Here is an 18,675-nt window from a genome sequence, read left to right as displayed (position 1 = left end):
CGTGACGCTGCCCGACCACCCCGCGGCCCCCGGCTCGGCCCGGCACACCCTCGCGGCCGAGGACCTCACCCTCGGCTACGAGGGACGCGTCGTCGTGCGCGGCCTCGGGCTCGCCGTGCCGCCGGGCCGGGTCACGGCGATCGTCGGGCCGAACGCGTGCGGCAAGTCGACGCTGCTCCGCGGCCTCGCTCGCCTCCTCGCCCCCGAGTCCGGGCGCGTCCTGCTCGACGGCGAGGACGTCCGCGCGCTCGGCACGCGCCGCGTCGCCCAGGTGCTCGGGCTGCTGCCGCAGAGCCCCGTCGCGCCCGAGGGCATCACCGTCGCCGACCTCGTCGGGCGGGGCCGCTACCCGCACCAGGGCTGGCTGCGTCGGTGGACGTCGACCGACGACCTCGCGGTCGCGGAGGCCATGGAGGCGACCGGCGTCACCGACCTCGCCGCGCGCCCGCTGTCGGAGCTGTCCGGCGGGCAGCGGCAGCGGGTCTGGATCGCGATGGCGCTCGCCCAGCGCACCGACCTGCTGCTGCTCGACGAGCCCACCACGTTCCTCGACATCGCGCACCAGGTCGAGGTGCTCGACCTGCTCGCCGAGCTCAACGCCGACCGCGGCACCACCGTGGTGATGGTCCTGCACGACCTCAACCAGGCCGTCCGCTACGCCGACCACCTCGTCGCGATGCGCGAGGGCGAGATCGTCGCCGCGGGCGCGCCCGCCGACGTCGTCACCGCCGAGCTCGTCGAGCGGGTGTTCGGGCTGCGGAGCGTCGTCGTCGACGACCCCGTCACCGGCGACCCCATGGTCGTGCCCGTGGGCCGGCACCGCGACCCCGGACGGGCCGACGGCCCGCGCCCCTGACGGTGCGCGGGCCGCGGTGTGGACGACTCAGTGGTCGAACGCGTCCTTGACCTTCTCGCCCGCGTCCTTGATGTCGGACTTCGCCTGGTCGGCTTTGCCCTCGGCCTCCTTCTGACGGTCGCCCGTCACCTTGCCGGTGGCCTCCTTGGCCTTGCCCTTGAGGTCCTCGGCCTCGTTCTTCATCTTGTCCTCGAGTCCCATGACCGTCCCTCCTTCGGGCTGCGGCGGTCTTCCGCCCTGACCCCCCCGACGTTACGACGGGCCCGGGAGCTACGCAGCGGGGGACGGCGCGCATGCGGCGTCGGCAGTTTGACGTTGCTCTGCACAGGCTCGGAGGATGGTCGCGGCGCGGCCGCGTCGACGGACGCACCGAGGGAGACACGTCGTGGGGAAGCAGGTGGCCCGGCCCGAGACCGAGGCCGAGCAGCGGGTCGTGTTCGTGGACGTCGACGGGACGTACCTGACCCACGAGGGCGTGGCGCCCGACAGTGCGCGCCGCGCCGTCGCCGCCGCGCGGGCCGCCGGCCACCTCGTGCTCCTGTGCACCGGCCGGTCGCCGTCCGAGCTCGTGGCCGTGGACGACGGGTCGTTCGACGGTGTGGTCGCGGGGGCCGGCGCGTACGCGGCGCTCGCGGACGGCACGGTGCTGCGCCACGAGACGATCGAGCCGTCCGTGCTCGGGCGCCTGCTCGACCTGCTGGATAGGCTCGGCGCGGCCTACCTGCTCGAGACCAACGGCGGCCTCTACGGCACACCCGACGCCCCGGCGACGTTCGAGCGGCTGCTGCGGGGGGACGAGCCCGAGGTCGACCTCGGCCCCGGTCTCACGGAGCTCATGTCGCGCGTGCGGACCGGCGTCGGCATGCGGCGCGACGACGTGAACAAGGTCATGCTGCTGGACTCGCCCGTTCCGCTCGACGATGTCCGCGCCGTCGTCGGGGACACGATGACCGTCCTGCGGTCGTCGACCGCACGCCTCGGGCCGCGCAGCGCCGAGATCCAGACGCGCGGCGTCCACAAGGGCGTCGCCGTCGAGGCGGTCCTGGCCCACCTGGGAGTGCCGCGGTCGGCCTCGGTGGGCTTCGGCGACGGCCTCAACGACGTCGAGATGCTGCGGTACGTCGGTGTGGGCGTCGCGATGGGTGGCGCGCACCCCGACGCGGTCGCCGCGGCGGACCGGACGACGGGCAGGCCCGAGGAGGACGGGCTCGCCACGGCGTTCGAGCAGCTCGGCCTCACCCGGCCATGTGCATGACCTCCCACGCGTGACCGTCGAGGTCGGTGAACGACCGGCCGTACATCCCGCCGTCCTGCTGCGCGGGGCGGTACTCCCGGCCGCCCGCGGTGACGGCGCGGCTCACGAGGCCGTCGACCTCGTCCCGCGACGCGGCCGAGAGGCAGTTCACGACCTGGGTCTCGCGCGACGGGTCGCCGACCCGCGCGGGCGCGAACTGTGCGAAGAACGGCCGGACCAGGAGCATGACGCAGATCGTCTCCGAGACGACGAGGGATGCGGCGTTCTCGTCGGTGAAGCGCTCGTCGAGCCGGAAGCCGAGGCTGGAGTAGAAGCGTGTGGCGGCGTCGAGGTCGGCGACGGGCAGGTTGACGAAGATCATGCGGTCCACGGGTTCCTCCGGTCATGGGATCTTGTCGTGGCAGACCCCCTCGCGACCCGGAACTCATCGCCGACTCGGCATCGTCTGTTGCCCGGCCCGACCGTCGTCGACCGTGTCGGCCGCTCCGCGTACCGTCGAAGGATGACGACGACGCCAGCACGGCCTGCCGCGACCGCGGTCGACGACGCCACCTTCGAGGAGCTCGTGGCGCCGATGCGGCGCGAGATCTTCGCCCACTGCTACCGGATGACGGGGTCTGTCCAGGACGCGGAGGACCTCGTCCAGGAGACCTACCTGCGGGCGTGGCGCGCGATGCACACGTTCGAGCACCGCTCGTCGCTGCGCACCTGGCTCTACCGGATCGCGACGAACACCTGCCTCACCCACCTCGAGTCGCGCAAGCGGCGCCCGCTGCCCACCGGGCTCGGCCAACCGGCGTCGGACCCGGCGCGTGAGCCTCAGGCCGACCACGACCGCACGTGGCTCGAGCCCCTGCCAGACGCCCTGGTGTGGGCCACGGAGCCGTCGGACCCGGCGGCCGAGACCGTGACCCGGGACAGCGTGCGGCTCGCCTTCGTGACCGCGCTGCAGCACCTGACCGCCCAGCAGCGCGCCGTCCTGCTGCTGCGCGAGGTGCTCCAGTGCAGCGCCGCCGAGACCGCGGAGGCGCTCGGCCTCACGGTGGCGGGCGTGAACTCGACGCTCCAGCGGGCCCGCGCGCAGGTGGCGCGCCTGGGCGACGAGGGAGTGGACGGGGCGACGCCCGACCTGGACGACCCGCGGACCCGCGAGCGACTCGCGGCATACGTCGCGGCCTTCGAGAGCTACGACATCCCGGGCATCGTGCGTCTGCTGGCGGACGACGTCGTCTGGGAGATGCCACCGTTCCCCGAGTGGTACGAGGGGCCGACGCAGATCGGCACGCTCATCGGCACGTGGTGCCCCGCCCAGGCGGCGGGGGACATGCGGCTCGTGCCCGCGGGCACAGCGAACGGGCTCCCGGTCTACGGTCTGTACATGCGGTCCGACGAAGGCGCGCACCGCGCCTTCCAGCTTCACCAGGTCGAGGTCGGTCCCGACGGCGTGACACGCGTCGTCGCGTACTTCGACACTGCGCTCTTCGCGACGTTCGGGCTGCCGGAGGTGTGGCCCGCGGGGCGTGACTCCCTCGTCTGACCCCCCTTCGGTGCCGAACACGGGCTCCGCGCCCGTCTGGTCGACCGGACGGATCGGTAGCCCGTCTTCGGCGGGCGGCGATCGCGTGGTCGCGGCCAGGAAGTGGGGGCTTCGACCGGATGCAGGCGGGCATCGCGGGAAGGGTCGCATCGCCCCGTCGGATCAACCCTGTGGAAAACCCGCCCGGGCTCGGCGCAGCCTCGGTAGGTTCACCGTCGACGACGGCGCGAGGGTCGCGCGGTCGGGTGGCGGGGGGTGCGCGTGCGTCCGACGGATTGGTCGCCGGTGGGGTTGGATATCGATCCGACGCCGGGTGACCCGGTGCTGGTGCTGTCCGGGGGTCGGGAGTATCTGGACGTCGCGGACAGCATCGATGCTGCTGCTGCTGCCATGGCCCGGCTCGATGTCGTTGGGGCGGTGTCGCAGGCGGTCGATGCGTTGATGGACCGCAAGGAAGACACGATCAGCGAGGTCCGGAAGGCTCACGCCCGGTACCAGGCGGCGGGTGAGGCCCTGGTGTCGTATGCCTCGACGTTGGAGCAGGTCCAGTCCGACACGTTGGCCGCGTTGCAGAGGGCGCGGGGCGCGCATGCGGACGCCGCTGACGCGGCCCGCACCGAGCACTCCTACCAGGACCTGGCGGAGTCGGAGACCGATGCCGCGACCAAGACCCAGTACAAGCACAAGGCGACCACGGCTGCGGATGGTGCGTCGGCTGCCCACGCGACGATCGCGGCGGCGCAGGACGACATCAACGCCGCCGTGTCCACGTGGGACCGGGCCGCCGACAGTGCCGCGGATCAGATCACGGAGATCACCTCGCACGATGATCTGAACGACTCGTGGTGGGACAACTGGGGTTCGAAGCTGGTCGCGGCGATCGCTGACATCGCGGACCTCGTGTCGACCATTGCCGGGATCTTGGCGGTGGTGGTCGCGTTCATCCCCGTCGTCGGGACGGCGCTGGCCGGTGTGCTGATCGTGGTGGCGGCCGTCGCGGCGATCGTCAGCGCCCTGGCGAACATCGCGTTGGCGGCGACGGGTGAGCGGTCGTGGGGTGAGGCGGGGATCGCGATCGCGGGCGCCGCCTTGTCGGTGATTGGTCTGGGTGCGGCGGCGAAGGCCGCGACGGGGATCTCGAAGGCCGCGTTCAAGGCCGGCGCCCGGGAGACCATGGTGGGCCTGAACGGCGTGGGTGCGGATGGTCTGAGGGGTGGGTTGAAGGGGTTCGGGAAGGAGCCGTTCTGCAAGGTCGGGTTCGGGACCTGCTTCACCGCGGGAACCCTCGTCAGCACGCCCGACGGCGACCGGCCGATCGAGACGTTGCGGGCCGGGGACAAGGTCTACACCTTCGACCAGGCCAGCGGCGTGCAGCTGTTGGAGACGGTCGAGGAGACGTTCGTCCGGACCACCACGCGGCTGTTCCACCTGACGATCGGCGGCGCCACCGTCACCACGACCGCCGAGCATCCGCTCATGGTGACCGGGATGGGCTGGGTCCAAGCCGCCGACCTGCGCCCGGGCGACCTGCTCACCACCCCCGACGGCACCGTCACCCTCGACGAGCTCCGTGCCGAGACCGTGGACGAGACCGCCGCGGTCACCGTCTACAACATCCACGTCCGCGCATTCCACACCTACTATGTGGTCGCGGGGAATGCCCCTGTCCTCGTCCACAACATGGCGGGGCACGGCAAGGTCATCCTCGCCGAGCACGAGGCAGCAGGCGGCCACGTGATCGCCCGCCACGTCGCCAAGAGTGACGCCTATCTGAAGTCGCGAGAAATCAGGTGGGCGTCGAGCTTCGTCGATCTCGCGACCGCTGAGCGAGTGATAGCCGCAAACATGCGGTCCAACGCGCGGAAGATTGAGAAGTGGCTCGCGGGCGACGGCCCGACCGAGGAGCTTCACAACACCATGAGTTCCGGAGCCGGCAAGGTGTACATTCGCGCTCGCGGGGTCTTCGTGCCGGCTGGAGGGGTAGTGACAGTCTTGCGCCGTAACCCGGCAATGCCAGAGGGCTACCACATTGTTACCTCATACCCGACGCCTTTGGAGTTCTGATGCAACAACTGCGCCGTTTAGCGCACCTCTACTTCCATCAGGACTGGGACTTGGAGGCGGACACGCCGGTCGAAGCGTTGGCGAACTTTCGACGCGACGAGAATGTCGACCGGGTGGGCGTGCTTAGGGCCGAGCTGGTCGAGATCCTGTCGTCGAACCCGAGCGAGCCGGAGCTTGAAGAAGTCTGGGATCGCTCCGGAGCGGCCTGGGATCCGCAGATTGCAGGGTGGGGCACTTATCGCGAGTGGTTCGACACGATACTGAAAGCCGTGAGTTAACCGGCCGTGCGCCCGCCCCATGATCGCGCGGCGTGCTCCCCGACTTTTGGCTCGTGTTCGATCATCGGAAGGCCATCGTGAAGAGACTCCGTTACCTGGCTCGCAGCTATTTCCATCAGGACTGGGATATTGAGGCTCCGACTCCCGTCGGTGTGGTCGTGGTGTTCCGGGACCAGGAAGTTCCCGAGGTCGTCGAGGAGTTGCGTCAGGACCTGCAGGCCGTCCTCGCAAGCCACCGGAGCGAGGATGCCCTCGCTGAGATCTGGGACCGGTGCGGCGCAGACTGGGACCCACAGATCGCCCAGTTGGGCAGCTACCGCGAGTGGTTCGACGCGATGCTGAAGGCGGTGAGCTGACGAATGTCGCGCACAACGGCCAGGTGTTCACCGTGAGGGACCCGGGCATGAGTGGCCGGTCCGCGGGGTCCACGCAGATCGCCCGCTTGCGCTACTTGGCGGACTGCTACTTCCACCAGGACTGGGACACGTACGCGGCGACGCCGCTGGGCGTCGTCGGGGTCTTTTGCGAGACCGAGCCCCAGGAGTCGGTTGACGAGCTCAAGTCCGAGTTGAAAGTCGTGCTCGCGGGTGACCCGACTGAGCAGGACCTCGGCGCACTGTGGTCGGTGACGTGCCGTGCTGTGTGGACTCCGACTGACAGTGGCGTGTCGAACCGCGAGTGGTTCGATGCGATGGAGAGGGCGGTCGGATGAGCCGGCCGTCGGAGGGCGTTTCCGCAGCGCTGGAGAGCCAGCTGTTCAGCCTCGGCCACGCGTTTGTGGGCCGTGTGACCGCGTCGACGATGGATCAATTTCTCGAGTTCGTCCACGCGGGTGAGTACGGCGTTGCGCTCGAGTACCTGTGCGACCACCTGGAAGACGCGGAGGTGCGGTGACGCGGCTGGAGGCGGCCGAGATCCGGCGTCTGGCGCAGGTGATGAAGCTGGAGCCTTCGAGCAGGGCCGTCGACGCGGCGCTCGAGATCATGGACTCATGAGCGGGCACCGTCGTCCCCCGGGGGTGCCGCACAGTGACGGAGCTCGAGTACCTGGCGCGCGCGTACTTCCACCCCGACTGGGACGTGGAGGCGAGGCCGCCGGAGGCCGTCCTCGCCGCCTTCGTCCGGGAGGAACCGCCCGACGACCTCGTGACGCTACGTCGCGAGCTGACGCAGGTCCTCGCGGCGAACCCGGGCGAGGCGGAGCTCCGCGACCTATGGGTGCGCCGGAGCGGCGCGTCGTGGGACCCGGGACTCGCGAGCTGGGGTCCTGTCGTGCGTGGTTCGAGGCGATGCTGCGGGCCCTTGGTTGAGCAGCACGTCGGCCTCGAGGTGCTACGGTGTAGAACATGACGACGGTGGGCATCCGGGCCCTCAAGCAGAACGCCTCGGCGGTCATCGCGCAGGTCGAACGTGGAGAGACCGTCGTGGTCACGGACCGCGGGCGGCGCGTCGCCCAGATCGTCCCCCTGCGGTCCAGCCGGCTCGACGAGCTGCTTGCGTCCGGCGAGGCGCGTCCTGCGCGTAGCGATCTGCGCGACCTCGGCCTGCCCGAGGTACCGGGAGACCTGAGCAGCGAGGTCCTCGCCGCCCGCGACGACGACCGGTACTGAGGCGCGCCGGTGGCCGTCTACCTCGACACCTCTGCGGTCGTGAAGCTCGTCGTCCTGGAGCCTGAGTCGCGCCGGCTCGCGCACTGGCTCGCGGAAGCCGCACCGATCGTGACGAGCGACGTCACGAGGACGGAGCTCGCCCGGGCCGTCCGGCGTGTCGACGCCCAGCTGGCGGTGCGGGCTCAGCACGTCCTGGACGGGTGCGTGCTGCTCGGGTTGACCGCGGAAGTCTGTGACGCGGCGGGTCGGTTGGAGCCGTCCGGCCTGCGTTCCCTCGACGCCCTTCACCTCGCGTCCGCCCTCCACCTCGGCGACGAGCTGGACGCGCTCGTGACCTACGACGAGCGCCTGGCGCTCGCGGCAGAGGCGTACGGGGTCGCCGTCGTCGCCCCGGGAGTGGCGCACCGTCAGCGGTAGGACGCCGCCAGGCGCGCGAAGCCCTCGTCGAGGGTGACGGACGGCGTCCAGCGCAGGTCGGCGCGGGTGCGGCGCTGGTCGAACCAGTGCGCCGTCGACAGCTGCTCGGCGAGGAACCGTGTCATCGGCGGCTCGTCGGCGCCGGGACGCACGGCCCAGACCCGTTCGACGAGCGAACCGGCAGCGCGCGCGAGCGCAGGCGGGACCGACCAGGCCGGCGGCCGGACACCCGCCGCGCGGCAGATCCCGGCGAGCAGCTCCGCGACGGTCCGGGGCTCACCGTTCGTCACGACGTACGCGTTGCCGTGCACCTCCGGAGCCCGCTCGAGCGCGGCCACGATCGCGGACGCGGCGTTGTCGACGTACGTGCTGTCGACGAGGGCCTGACCAGCGCCCAGGAGCGGGAGACGCCCGGCCCGCGCCCGCTCGACGACCCTCTCCGTGAGCTGGGCGTCGCCGGGCCCCCACACGAGGTGCGGCCGCACGACGACGAGGGGCATGGCCTCGGAGTCGGCGGCGAGGGCGAGCCGCTCGCCCAGGGCCTTGGTGCGCGCGTACTCGCCGCGCGCGCGGGCCGGGTCGGCGGGCTCGGCGTCGTCGCCGACGATCGAGCTGCCGGCGTGAGCCACCGACGGCGAGGACACGTGGACGAACCGCGCGGCCCCTGCGCTGCGGGCGGCGTCGAGCAGGTCGCGGGTCCCGGCGATGTTGACGCGTTCGAAGTCCGCCGGGTCGCCCGCGAGCGAGACCTTGGCGGCCAGGTGCACGACGGCGTCCGTCCCGCCGACGGCGTCCCGCACGGCCGCCGGGTCGGTCACCGACCCGAGGACGTCCTCCGCACCCGCCACCCCGGACGGGCGGCGCTGGAACGTCCGCACCGTGTAGCCGGCGTGCTGCAGGTCACGGACCACGGCGCGCCCCAGGAACCCGCTTGCCCCCGTCACCAGGACCGTTCCGCGCGCGGTCACGGTGCCACCATCCGGCCGCCCGCAAGCACCCGCTCGGCCCAGGCGGACAGCGCGCCGCGGTCGACCTTGGAGTTGTGCCGGATGTCCGTGGGCAGGACGGGCACGACGAGCACCGCGGCGACCGGCAGCCCGACGGCGGCCCGCACGCGGCCGGCGAGGTCGGCGTCGGCGAGACGCGCGCGGGCGAGGGGCCCGCGCCGCACGCCTGCCGCGGGTGCCTCGGGCTCGACCACCACCACGAGCTGCTGGGTGCCGCGCGGGCCGACGCCCACGACGCCCGACCGCCGGACCCCGTCGAGCGCGTCCACCCGCTGCTCGGGCCCGACGGGCGTGATCACGCCGTCGGCGGTCACGACGACGTGGGAGAGGCGCCCCTCGATCCACAGCCGACCGGCGTCGTCGAGGTGCCCGACGTCGCCCGTACGGTGCCAGCGCCGGGCGGCGCCGCGTGCAGCGGGCGTGTCGGCATCGGTCCCGCGGACCGCGGCACGGTCGGTGAGCCAGAGCCGGTCGTAGTGGTCCTTGAGGTGCGGCGCGGAGACGACGACCTCCCCGGTGACGCCCCGCACGTCGACGGGCTCGCCGGTCGCCGCGCCGTCGACGCCGAGCGGGGCGACGCGCACCGTGACGGAGTCGACCGGCTCGCCCACGAGCACCCCGCCGGGGCCCGCCGCGGAGGAGCCGGGGGCCTCGCCCGCGATCTGCTCGAGCGTCACGTCCGTCATGAGCAGACCCTCGGTCATGCCGTAGGGCGTGTGCGCCGAGGCGTTCGGCATGAGCTCCTGCGCGGCCGCGAGGAGCGCGGGCGCGACGGGCGCGCCGGCGGACAGGAACAGCCGGACCCGGTCGAGGGCCTCGCGGTCGGCCGCGGTGAGCGCGTCCTGCGTCGCGACGACGTTGGCGAGCGCCGCGGGGGACAGGAACACGACGGTCGCGTCGACCTCCGCGGCGGCCGCGGCGACGGCGCGCGCCGTGAGGGTCCGCGGCGCCGAGACGTCCATGTCGGGCGTGACGGAGCGCGCACCGAGGGCCGGCCCGAGCAACGCGAACGGCGCGAAGCCGGCGACGAGCCCGGTCCCGGGGCCGACGTCGTAGCGTCGGCCGAGGGTCCGGACGACGGCCTCCAGCTGGGCGTGCGTGTAGACGACGCCCTTGGCGGGCCCGGTGGAGCCGGACGTGAAGAGCACCGCGGCCTCGGCGTCGCCCGGAGGCTCGGGCGGCAGCGCCCCGCCGTCGTCGAGCTGCCGGCGGCCGGTAGCGGCCAGGTCGGCGAGGCTCGCCTCGACACGGAGCGCGCGGGCCGCGGCGGGGGCGAGGTCCGTCACGGACACGCGCCTGCCGGGCCAGCCCAGCACGCGGGCGGCGACGAGCCCGGGCACGGCCCCGACGACGACGTCGGCCTGCGCCCCGCGCACGGCCCGCGTCAGCCCGGCCACCCCCAGCCCGGCATCGGCCACGACGACGACCGCGCCGAGACGGACGCAGGCGTAGAGCACCGCGGTGAGGTCGGCCGAGGGCGGCACCAGCAGCGACACCCGGTCCCCAGCCCTCACGCCGAACGCGTCGAGCCCGGCGGCGATCTCCTCGACCCGCCGGCTCAGCAGCCGCCACGACACGGCCCGAGGCCTGCCCCCCGCACCGGCGGTCATCTCGGCGAGCGCCACGGAAGGATCGTGCCGCCGAGCCTGAAGCTGCCCCCACAACGGCGTACGCGTCGCATCCGCAGAAGGCGACGCGGACGCGGTGGCTGCGCCGTCGTCGGAAGGCGACGCAACGGCAGCGGTGGGGGCGGAGGGGGATGCCGCGTCGTGGCGGGTCTGGCGGGAGCGCTCCGAGGAACGAGGAGCGCGGATGGAAGACGCGGCATCCCCCTCCGTCTCCGCAGCCCCGGCCCGAACAGCGAACAGCTCCAACCACGACAGCAGCGGCGTCACGTAGTCCGCGTCCTCCGCCACGAGGTGTCCCGCGCCCTCGTACCGGTGCACCTGCGCCCCCGGCATCCGGCGGACGAGGTCGTCGAGGTAGCGGTCGCGGAAGACGGGGTCGCGCGGGCCCCACTGGAGGAGCGCGGGCGCGCCGGCCGCGCCGAGCTCGCTGACGCCGTCGGCGATGCGCTGCAGCTCGGCGTACGAGGGGTGCGCAGGGTCGAGGGGTATGTCGGCGACGAACGCGCCGATCCCTCCGCGTCGTTCGGCGGTGCGGTAGGGGGCGCGGTAGGCGTCCTTGACGTCGCGGGGGAGCGCGGGGTGCCCGAGCGCGAGGGTCGTCTCGAGGAACGCGGGCGTGCTGACGGTGCCGCCGCCGAGGACGCCGGACGCGAGCGCGAGGCGCAGGGGCGCCGGGACGGGTGCGTCGTCGGGCTGGTGGATCGCCGTGTTGAGGAGCGCGACTCCGGCGAGCCGGTCGGGATGGTCCACCGCCCAGCCGAGGGAGACGACGCCGCCCCAGTCGTGACCGAGCGTGACGACGGGTCCGTCGAGGCCGAGCGCGTCGGTCAGGCGTCCGAGGTCGCGGACCCGCTGAGGCAGGGTGCGGGCGACGCCGGTGCGCTCGGACCAGCCCATGTCGAGCTGGTCGACGGCGACGACGCGCCACCCGGCGTCGGCGGCGGGGGCGAGGAGGCGGCGCCACAGGTAGGACCAGGTGGGGTTGCCGTGGACGGCGAGGATCGTGCCGCGCGGCTCGGTGCCGCGGGAGGCGAGCCCGGGCGCGTTGTCGAGCACGTGCCAGGTGCGGGTGCCGGGGACGGAGTCGTCGGGCCCGGCAGGCACGGCGACGAGGCGCGACCACGACGGGTCGAGGCCGGGCAGGCCGGCGGGCGGGAGGGTCGCGGGCGCGGTGGTGGCGGCCGCCGGGGGCAGCCGCCGGGCCGGCGCGGTCACCAGGCGAGCTCGAGCATCGCGGTGTTGATGCCCGACCCGACGCCCATGAGCAGCACCCGGTCTCCGGGGCGCAGGCTCTTCTGCTCCCGGTCCAGGGTGATGGGGATCGACGCGGGACCGATGTTGCCGAGGGTGGGGAACGTGGCCGGGACGCGGGTCGGGTCCAGGCCCACGGACTTCACGAACGAGTCGGAGTGGACCTTGGAGACCTGGTGGGTGATGTACCGGTCCATGTCCTTCCAGCTCCAGTCGGGCAGCGCGTCGCGCCAGGCGGCCTGGACGAGGTCGAGCCCGTTCTTCAGGAGCGCCTTGGCGTCGGTGAACATGCCCTCGACGCTGCCCACGCACAGGTCGTGGAACTGGGTGGCGGCGCGCGTGATCCCGCCGACGAGCCGGTGGCCCTTGGGGTGGGCGTCGGCCGGGCCCAGGACGGCCGCGGCCGCACCCGAGCCGAGCGTGAGGCTCGCGAACTCCGCCATGAAGTCCTTGCGCTTGACGCCCTCGCCGAGGAGACGGTTCACGGTGGTGACCTGGACGTCGTCCGCGTCCTCGCCGTCGATGATGAGCGCGTACTTGATCTGGCCGGAGTCGATCATCGTGCCCGCGAGGCTCATGGCGTTGACGAACCCGAGGCACGCGTTCGCGATGTCGAAGTTGATGGCCGACGACGGCAGCCCCAGCCCGTGGTGCAGGCGCACCGCCACGGACGGCTCGAGGTGCGGCCGCGTGACGGACGTGTTGATGAGCAGGCCGATCTCGCTGGCGTCGATCCCGGCCTCGGCGAGCGCGCGGCGCCCGGCGTCGATGGCCGCGGTGTCGAACGCCTCGCCGGGGCCCCAGTTGCGCCGCTCGCGTACGCCCGCGACGCGCTGCAGCAGCCCGCGGGGCAGCCGGAGCCGCTTGAGCGCGGGGGCGAGGCGGTCGTCGAGCTCCTCCGACGTGGTGACGCGCGACGCCATGGTGCTGGCGACGGAGAGGAGGGCGACGTTGCGGTGCGTGATCGTGGCGTTGCCGTCCAACGAGTCTCCCTGAAAGACGTGGGTGTGGCCGCGAGGGTCGCGTGCGCGCTGGTCCGCCCGGGCGATGGTCCACCGGTCGGGTAACCGGTCAAGCCTACGCCCGCGTAGGTTCATGAGCCGTGCACGACCCCGCGAGACGCGGTGGAGGCCGGACGTCGCGGACATTTCGGCCGCCGTCCGGGGCGGTGGGCGACGGATGCTTGGATGGTCGGGTGTTCAGCTCCGCAGACGTCGCCGCTCTCGTGGGCGCGCCCGCGATGGGGCGTGCCCAGGACTACGTGGAGCGCGGGCGGGTCGTGAGCGTGGCCCGCAACGGCGACGGCTCGCGGATCGTGGGCCACGTCCAGGGCACCGCCGGGACGCCGTACGTCGCGGTCGTCCAGATGTCGCCGTCGGGGAAGGTGCCCCGCGAGGGCCGGTGCTCCTGCCCGGTGGGCCTCAACTGCAAGCACGTCGCCGCGACCCTGCTCGCGTACCGCGCGCAGCAGGCCGGTGGCGGCGCCCGCGTGGCGCCGTCGGGCGGGCGGGTGCCCGCGGCCGAGCTGCCGGAGTGGGAGCGGGCGCTGGCCCCGCTCCTCGACGACGAGGACGACGGCCACACCGACGCCTCCGGTCGCGGCGCGGGAGCCGGCGGCTGGGACGCGTGGGGCCGGCCCGCGCAGCCGGTCGCGCTGCAGGTGGACCTGGTCGACCCGGGCGCGACGACCGGCCGCCGCGTGCGGTTCGGCGGGCCGCGGCTCGGGCTGCGCCCGGTCGTCATGGGCTCCAAGGGCCGCTGGGTCCGGACCGGGATCTCGTGGCGCGAGCTCCGCTACGTCCGCGAGCCCCCCGACGAGCGCCACCTGCCGGTGCTGCGCGCGCTGTCGGGTCTGGCATCGGCGGCACGGACCACGGGCTTCGCGTTCGACGACCCGACCTGGATCCACCCCGACGAGCTGTCACCGTCCGCGTTCTGGGCACTGTGGGCGGACGCGCGCCGGGTGGGCCTGCCCGTCGTCGCATCGGACCGGGCTCAGACGCCGGTGCGCGACGGCCGCGCGCGCGCCGTCCTGCACGTCGAGCAGGCTCCGGACGGGCTCGCCGTCTTCGCCCGCCTGGGCGTGGACGTCCCGCCCGAGCTCGAGGGCCTCCGGGACGGGCCGACGAGCGAGGTGCTGCCCGTGGGCTCGCCCGCGATCGGCCTGGTCGTGGCCGCGGACGGGGTCCCTCTGGTCCTCGCGCCCCTCACCGTCCCGCTCGACGCCAGCGCGCTCGACCTCGTGACCCGACCCGAGCCGCTGGGAGTACCCGCCGCGGACGAGGCGCGCTTCCTCCGTCGGGCGCTGCCGGCGCTCGCCGAGCGCTTCGACGACGTCGAGATCGGGGAGGGGGTCCGGCTGCCCGACCCGCCGCGCCCCGTGCTCGCCCTCCACGTGACCCGGCTCGCGGAGCACGGCGCCCGGCTGGCGTGGGAGTGGCGCTACGTGGGCGCCGACCCGTCCGACGTCGAGGCGTCGTACCCCGCCGGGACGCGGGCGGGGCCGGGCCGGGCTGCGGGTGGCGCGCGGCGTGACCCCGCCGCCGAGGACATGCTCCTCGCGCGCCTCGAGCCCGAGCTGGGCCGGCCGGTGCACGACGACGAGCTCACCGGCTGGGCGACCGCGTCCTTCTTCACCGACGACCTGCCGCGCCTGCAGGAGCTCGCCGCCGGCGACGACGGGCTCGTCGTCGAGGTCAGCGTCCACCCCGACGCGCCCGCCGACCTCGACTATCGGGTCGGTGTCGTCGTCGACGTGAGCGTCGAGGTCACGCCTACGGGCGGGCACGACTGGTTCGACCTCGGCGTCGTCGTGGAGGTCGACGGGCGGACCATCCCGTTCCAGACCGTCTTCACCGCCCTCGCCCAGGGCCGCAGCAAGGTCCTCCTGCCCGACGGCCTGCGCTTCACCCTCGACGAACGGTTCGACCGGCTCCGCGAGATCCTCGAGGAGGCCGGGGCCCTCGGCGACACCCTCAAGCCGTCCGTGCCCGTCAGCCGCTACCAGGTGGACCTGTTCGACGAGCTCGACCGCATGGGCCTCGTCGACGCGCAGTCGTCGGCATGGCGGTCGGCCGTCGGGGCGCTCGCGGGCGGGGCGACCCCCGCGCCCGTCGACGTCCCCGCGGGCGTCGACGCCGAGCTGCGGCCGTACCAGCGCGAGGGCTTCGCGTGGCTCGCGTTCCTGGCCGAGCGTGGTCTCGGCGGGGTGCTCGCCGACGACATGGGGCTCGGCAAGACGCTGCAGACCCTCGCGGCGATCCAGCGCGCGCACGACGCGGCCGTCGCCGCCGGGACCGACGCCCGGCCCGCGCTCGTGGTCGCGCCCACGAGCGTCGTCGGGAACTGGGTCGCGGAGGCGCGGCGGTTCACGCCTGGCCTCACCGTGGCGTCCGTCCACGAGACGACGAAGAAGCGCGGCACGTCCCTCGCCGTCGCCGTCGCGGGTGCGGACGTCGTCGTGACCTCGTACGCGCTGTTCCGGCTCGACGCCGACGAGTACCAGACGCTCGACTGGTCGACGCTGGTGCTCGACGAGGCCCAGTTCGTCAAGAACAGGCAGTCCGTGGCGTACCGGTGCGCGCGCACCCTGCGGGCCCCCGTGAAGCTCGCGCTGACGGGGACGCCGCTCGAGAACAACCTCATGGAGCTGTGGTCCATCCTGTCGATCACGAGCCCCGGGCTGTTCCCCGACCCGCGCCGGTTCGCCGACTTCTACGCCGGCCCGATCGAGCGCGAGGGCCACGAGTCCCGCCTCGACCTGCTGCGCCGTCGGGTCGCTCCGTTCCTGCTGCGCCGCACCAAGGAGCAGGTCGCGAAGGAGCTGCCCGCCCGTCAGGAGCTCGTCACCGAGGTCACGCTCAACCCGCGGCACCGCCGCGTCTACGACCAGTACCTGGCACGCGAGCGGAAGAACGTCCTCGGCCTCGTCGACGAGCTCGACTCCAACCGGTTCAAGGTCTTCCGCTCCCTGAGCGTGCTGCGGCAGGCGAGCCTCGACGTGTCGCTCGTCGACGAGGAGCAGGCCGACGTGCCGTCCTCCAAGCTCGACGTGCTGTTCGAGATGCTCGAGGACGTGCTCGCCGAGGGCCACAACGTGCTCGTGTTCAGCCAGTTCACGCGGTTCCTCAAGCGTGTGCGCGACCGGCTCGACGCCGCGGGGACCGGGTACGCCTACCTCGACGGGCGCACCCGCAAGCGCGCGGAGGCGATCGAGAGGTTCACGTCGGGCGAGGTGCCGCTGTTCCTCGTGAGCCTCAAGGCCGGCGGGTTCGGCCTCAACCTCACCGCCGCCGACTACTGCATCCTGCTCGACCCCTGGTGGAACCCCGCCGCCGAGGCCCAGGCTGTCGACCGCGCGCACCGCATCGGCCAGACCCGGCAGGTCATGGTCTACCGGCTGGTCGCGACCGACACCATCGAGGACAAGGTCATGGCTCTCAAGGCCGCCAAGGCCGCGCTGTTCGAGAGCGTGCTCGACGGCGGCACCTCCGCCGCCTCCGGCATCACCGCCGACGACGTACGCGCGCTGTTGGAGTGATCGGCCAGGGCGGCGCTCGCCCCAGCGAGCTTCGGCCGCGGTGCTCGCATCGAACTGACGCGGATCGTCGTGGCAGGAGGTTCGGGACGACAAACCGCGTGAGTTCGACGACAAGGAGTGCTCGAGGCCTCAGCGGAGCAGCGCCTCGACGAGGTCGTGACCGATCCGGGTCGTCGCGGCGAGGTCGAGGTGGTGCAGCACCTGCCTGCCGCGCCTCACGCTGGTGACGAGCCCGGCGTCGCGGAGCACGCCGACGTGCCGCGAGACCTCCGAGGCGCTGACGCCCCAGGCGGCGGCGAGGTCGGCGGTGGTGCGCGGCGCCCGGACCAGGCTGCGGGCGAGGCGCAGCCGGAGCGGGTTGTCGAGGGCGTGGAACCGCTGCTGGACGGTGTCGACGGAGACCGTGGACGTCGTCGGGCGGCCGCCGGCGATGGGGTACTGGACGACAGGCCGCCAGCCGGGAGCGTGCACGACCAGGAGGTGCGGGTTCCCGAAGACGGTCGGCAGAAAGGTCATGCCGCGCTCGTCGGCCGTGGTCAGGTCGTCCTGCAGCTTGTCGATGCGGAGCCGTGAGGCGTCGTCGTCGACCGTGATCGCCGCCGACGTCGCGGCCACGGCGTCGCGGAGCCCCGAGACGCCCAGCAGGTCGTGCTTGCGCCGCGCGTCGGCGACGAGCGCGGGCCGGACCTGGGACCATGCGTCGGCGAAGAACGCCTCGTCGCAGTCCTCCAGCATGCGGCGGACCGACGACCGGGCCGCCGTCGGCTCCGCCAGGACGTGGTCGACGAACGCGGCCTGACGCTCGCCCCGCGTCGCCGCGCGGGTCCGGGCCAGCTCGCGCGCCTCCGCGTCGGCGAGCGGCGAGCCGAGGTGCCGGTACAGGGGGACGGTGCCGCAGCTGCTCGTGAGGAGCGCGGCCGACACCCACGTCTCGTCGTCCAGGCGGTCCATCGCGTCGAGCTCGCCGGCCAGCGACTCCCGAGGCTCGGAGGGGAGCAGGCTGTCGGCACGAGACGTCCGCCACAGGTAGTCGGCGTCGATCAGCCGGTCGAGGAGCTCGGGGCCGACGTTCGCCGCGACCGAGGCGGCCCAGCCGGTCTGGGCCGGGTGGTGGGTCGGTTCGACGAGCAGGTGGACGGCCGACGCCAGCTCGGCGAGCGGAGACGGAGCGAAGTGGAAGCCCGAGGGCGGCACCCGGCTCACGTCGATCATCACGGTCATGTCGCTCATCATGCCCGCGGCGCCGGGCCGCCCGCGGACTATTGACGAGAATCGTGCATCAGGACGTCTTGCGCTTGCGCGCCGGCTTGTCCGACGACGAGGCGGACGCCTTCTTGCGGCCACCCGCAGACTTCTTCTCGCCGTCGTCGTCCCCGGACGAGCGCTTCTTGGCGACGCTGCGCCGCAGCGCCTCCATGAGGTCGAGGACCTCGCCGCCGCCCTCCTCGCCCTCGGCCTCCGGGCGCTCCGACGCCACGGCGTCCCCGCGCTCGAGCTTCGCGTCGATCAGCTCGCGGAGCTGCGCCTGGTATTCGTCGACGTACGCGCTCGGGTCGAAGTCGCCCTCGAGGCTCGCGACCACGACCTTCGCAAGGTCGAGCTCCTTCTTCGTCACGTCGCCGGGGTTCTCGAGCGCCGGGAAGCTTGCCTCCCGCACCTCGTCGTCCCACAGCAGGCCCTGCAGGACGAGCGTGTCGCCGTGGACGCGCAGCGCGCCCAGCCGGGTGCGCTGCCGCAGCGCGAACTTCACGATCGCGGTGCGCTCCGTCGACTCGAGCGCCTCCCGCAGCAGCACGTACGCCTTCGCGGACTTGTCGCTCGGCTCCAGGAAGTAGGTCGAGCCGAACCGGATGGGGTCGACCTGCTCGCGCGGGACGAACTCCACGACCTCGATCTCGCGGCTCCGCTCGGCGGGCAGCGTCTTGAGGTCGTCGTCCGTCAGCACGACCGTGTGCGCGCCGTCGTCGTAGGCCCGGACGATGTGCTCGTACGGGATCTTCTTCCCGTCCTTCTCGCAGTGCCGCTCGTACCGGATGCGTCCGCCGTCGGCGTCGTGCACCTGGTGCAGGGGCACGTCGTGGGACTCGGTCGCGCTGTACAGCTTGACCGGCACGTTCACGAGGCCGAACGTCACCGCGCCCGACCAGATCGCCCGCATGCGCCCAGTCTGGCCCGCCCCGCCGGGCGGCGCACCCGGGCGGGCGGACGTCGCCCACCTGCCGGACGATGAGAG

Annotated in this window: 19 protein-coding genes; 12 read left to right on the top strand and 7 right to left on the bottom strand. The window is 73.2% G+C overall.

The genetic code is table 11. From position 1 onward, the window contains the following. Window position 1: 1 nt before the first annotated feature. The gene (locus tag ACLQ14_RS07815; RefSeq protein ID WP_425811591.1) at window positions 2-856 is read left to right on the top strand and encodes an ABC transporter ATP-binding protein; all 855 of its coding nucleotides are present in this window, start codon (window positions 2-4) and stop codon (window positions 854-856) included. A gap of 27 nt (window positions 857-883) precedes the next feature. On the opposite strand, the gene ACLQ14_RS07810 is transcribed toward ACLQ14_RS07815, so the two are convergent. Further along, complete coding sequence (locus tag ACLQ14_RS07810; protein ID WP_425811589.1) at window positions 884-1,057, bottom strand: CsbD family protein; 174 nt, start codon at window positions 1,055-1,057, stop codon at window positions 884-886. A 184-nt stretch (window positions 1,058-1,241) separates the two neighbouring features. Here ACLQ14_RS07810 and ACLQ14_RS07805 point away from each other — a divergent pair, with 184 nt between their 5' ends. Continuing rightward, window positions 1,242-2,111: an HAD hydrolase family protein gene (locus ACLQ14_RS07805; RefSeq protein ID WP_425811587.1), complete on the top strand. Its 870-nt coding sequence runs from the start codon at window positions 1,242-1,244 to the stop codon at window positions 2,109-2,111. Here ACLQ14_RS07805 and ACLQ14_RS07800 read toward each other — a convergent pair. Next, complete coding sequence (locus ACLQ14_RS07800; RefSeq protein WP_425811663.1) at window positions 2,092-2,472, bottom strand: VOC family protein; 381 nt, start codon at window positions 2,470-2,472, stop codon at window positions 2,092-2,094. The genes ACLQ14_RS07805 and ACLQ14_RS07800 overlap by 20 nt on opposite strands. 141 nt (window positions 2,473-2,613) lie before the next feature. On the opposite strand from ACLQ14_RS07800, the gene ACLQ14_RS07795 reads away from it, so the two are divergent. The 9 genes from ACLQ14_RS07795 (at window position 2,614) to ACLQ14_RS07755 (ending at window position 8,016) form a co-directional block, all read left to right on the top strand. Beyond that, the gene (locus ACLQ14_RS07795; RefSeq protein WP_425811585.1) at window positions 2,614-3,648 is read left to right on the top strand and encodes a sigma-70 family RNA polymerase sigma factor; all 1,035 of its coding nucleotides are present in this window, start codon (window positions 2,614-2,616) and stop codon (window positions 3,646-3,648) included. Window positions 3,649-3,909: 261 nt separating this feature from the next. Further along, window positions 3,910-5,712, top strand: coding sequence for a polymorphic toxin-type HINT domain-containing protein (locus ACLQ14_RS07790; protein WP_425811583.1), 1,803 nt, complete (start codon window positions 3,910-3,912; stop codon window positions 5,710-5,712). Further along, the gene (locus ACLQ14_RS07785) at window positions 5,712-5,990 is read left to right on the top strand and encodes a contact-dependent growth inhibition system immunity protein (RefSeq protein WP_425811581.1); all 279 of its coding nucleotides are present in this window, start codon (window positions 5,712-5,714) and stop codon (window positions 5,988-5,990) included. Before ACLQ14_RS07790 ends, ACLQ14_RS07785 begins: the two co-directional genes overlap by 1 nt. A gap of 32 nt (window positions 5,991-6,022) precedes the next feature. After that, the gene (locus ACLQ14_RS07780; protein WP_425811579.1) at window positions 6,023-6,346 is read left to right on the top strand and encodes a contact-dependent growth inhibition system immunity protein; all 324 of its coding nucleotides are present in this window, start codon (window positions 6,023-6,025) and stop codon (window positions 6,344-6,346) included. Window positions 6,347-6,369: 23 nt separating this feature from the next. Next, the gene (locus ACLQ14_RS07775; RefSeq protein WP_425811577.1) at window positions 6,370-6,702 is read left to right on the top strand and encodes a contact-dependent growth inhibition system immunity protein; all 333 of its coding nucleotides are present in this window, start codon (window positions 6,370-6,372) and stop codon (window positions 6,700-6,702) included. Then, complete coding sequence (locus ACLQ14_RS07770; RefSeq protein WP_425811575.1) at window positions 6,699-6,884, top strand: MafI family immunity protein; 186 nt, start codon at window positions 6,699-6,701, stop codon at window positions 6,882-6,884. The genes ACLQ14_RS07775 and ACLQ14_RS07770 overlap by 4 nt, the downstream gene beginning before the upstream one ends. A gap of 134 nt (window positions 6,885-7,018) precedes the next feature. Then, window positions 7,019-7,339 (top strand): contact-dependent growth inhibition system immunity protein, encoded by a 321-nt coding sequence (locus tag ACLQ14_RS07765; RefSeq protein ID WP_425811573.1) that lies wholly within the window; start codon window positions 7,019-7,021, stop codon window positions 7,337-7,339. After that, window positions 7,336-7,599 carry a type II toxin-antitoxin system Phd/YefM family antitoxin gene (locus ACLQ14_RS07760; RefSeq protein WP_425811571.1) on the top strand — a complete coding sequence of 88 codons (264 nt, stop codon included), beginning with the start codon at window positions 7,336-7,338 and terminating at the stop codon, window positions 7,597-7,599. Before ACLQ14_RS07765 ends, ACLQ14_RS07760 begins: the two co-directional genes overlap by 4 nt. 9 nt (window positions 7,600-7,608) lie before the next feature. Then, window positions 7,609-8,016, top strand: coding sequence for a type II toxin-antitoxin system VapC family toxin (locus ACLQ14_RS07755; protein ID WP_425811569.1), 408 nt, complete (start codon window positions 7,609-7,611; stop codon window positions 8,014-8,016). On the opposite strand, the gene ACLQ14_RS07750 is transcribed toward ACLQ14_RS07755, so the two are convergent. Genes ACLQ14_RS07750 through ACLQ14_RS07740 form a run of 3 tightly spaced genes read right to left on the bottom strand, consistent with a single transcriptional unit; the run spans window position 8,007 to window position 12,885 of the window. Further along, a complete protein-coding gene (locus tag ACLQ14_RS07750; RefSeq protein ID WP_425811567.1) occupies window positions 8,007-8,984 on the bottom strand; it encodes an NAD-dependent epimerase/dehydratase family protein in 978 nt (325 codons plus the stop codon). The two genes, ACLQ14_RS07755 and ACLQ14_RS07750, sit on opposite strands and share 10 nt — an antisense overlap. After that, complete coding sequence (locus ACLQ14_RS07745; protein WP_425811565.1) at window positions 8,981-11,866, bottom strand: alpha/beta fold hydrolase; 2,886 nt, start codon at window positions 11,864-11,866, stop codon at window positions 8,981-8,983. Before ACLQ14_RS07745 ends, ACLQ14_RS07750 begins: the two co-directional genes overlap by 4 nt. Continuing rightward, window positions 11,863-12,885 carry a 3-oxoacyl-ACP synthase III gene (locus ACLQ14_RS07740; protein ID WP_425811563.1) on the bottom strand — a complete coding sequence of 341 codons (1,023 nt, stop codon included), beginning with the start codon at window positions 12,883-12,885 and terminating at the stop codon, window positions 11,863-11,865. Before ACLQ14_RS07740 ends, ACLQ14_RS07745 begins: the two co-directional genes overlap by 4 nt. A 212-nt stretch (window positions 12,886-13,097) precedes the next feature. Between ACLQ14_RS07740 and ACLQ14_RS07735 the strand changes: the two genes are divergently transcribed. Then, window positions 13,098-16,442 carry an SNF2-related protein gene (locus ACLQ14_RS07735; protein WP_425811561.1) on the top strand — a complete coding sequence of 1,115 codons (3,345 nt, stop codon included), beginning with the start codon at window positions 13,098-13,100 and terminating at the stop codon, window positions 16,440-16,442. 129 nt (window positions 16,443-16,571) lie between these two features. Here ACLQ14_RS07735 and ACLQ14_RS07730 read toward each other — a convergent pair whose 3' ends face one another. Together ACLQ14_RS07730 and ACLQ14_RS07725 are read right to left on the bottom strand one after the other, a co-directional pair. Beyond that, window positions 16,572-17,663, bottom strand: coding sequence for a DUF5937 family protein (locus ACLQ14_RS07730; protein WP_425811559.1), 1,092 nt, complete (start codon window positions 17,661-17,663; stop codon window positions 16,572-16,574). 58 nt (window positions 17,664-17,721) lie between these two features. Beyond that, window positions 17,722-18,600 (bottom strand): Ku protein, encoded by an 879-nt coding sequence (locus tag ACLQ14_RS07725; protein ID WP_425811557.1) that lies wholly within the window; start codon window positions 18,598-18,600, stop codon window positions 17,722-17,724. Between the last annotated feature and the right edge of the window lie 75 nt (window positions 18,601-18,675).

Source organism: Luteimicrobium sp. DT211 (genome assembly GCF_049844995.1).
In the GTDB taxonomy this organism is placed as follows: Bacteria; Actinomycetota; Actinomycetes; order Actinomycetales; family Cellulomonadaceae; genus Luteimicrobium.
Note: the sequence above shows the minus strand (reverse complement) of the source record. Positions and strands in the feature narration are given on the sequence as shown.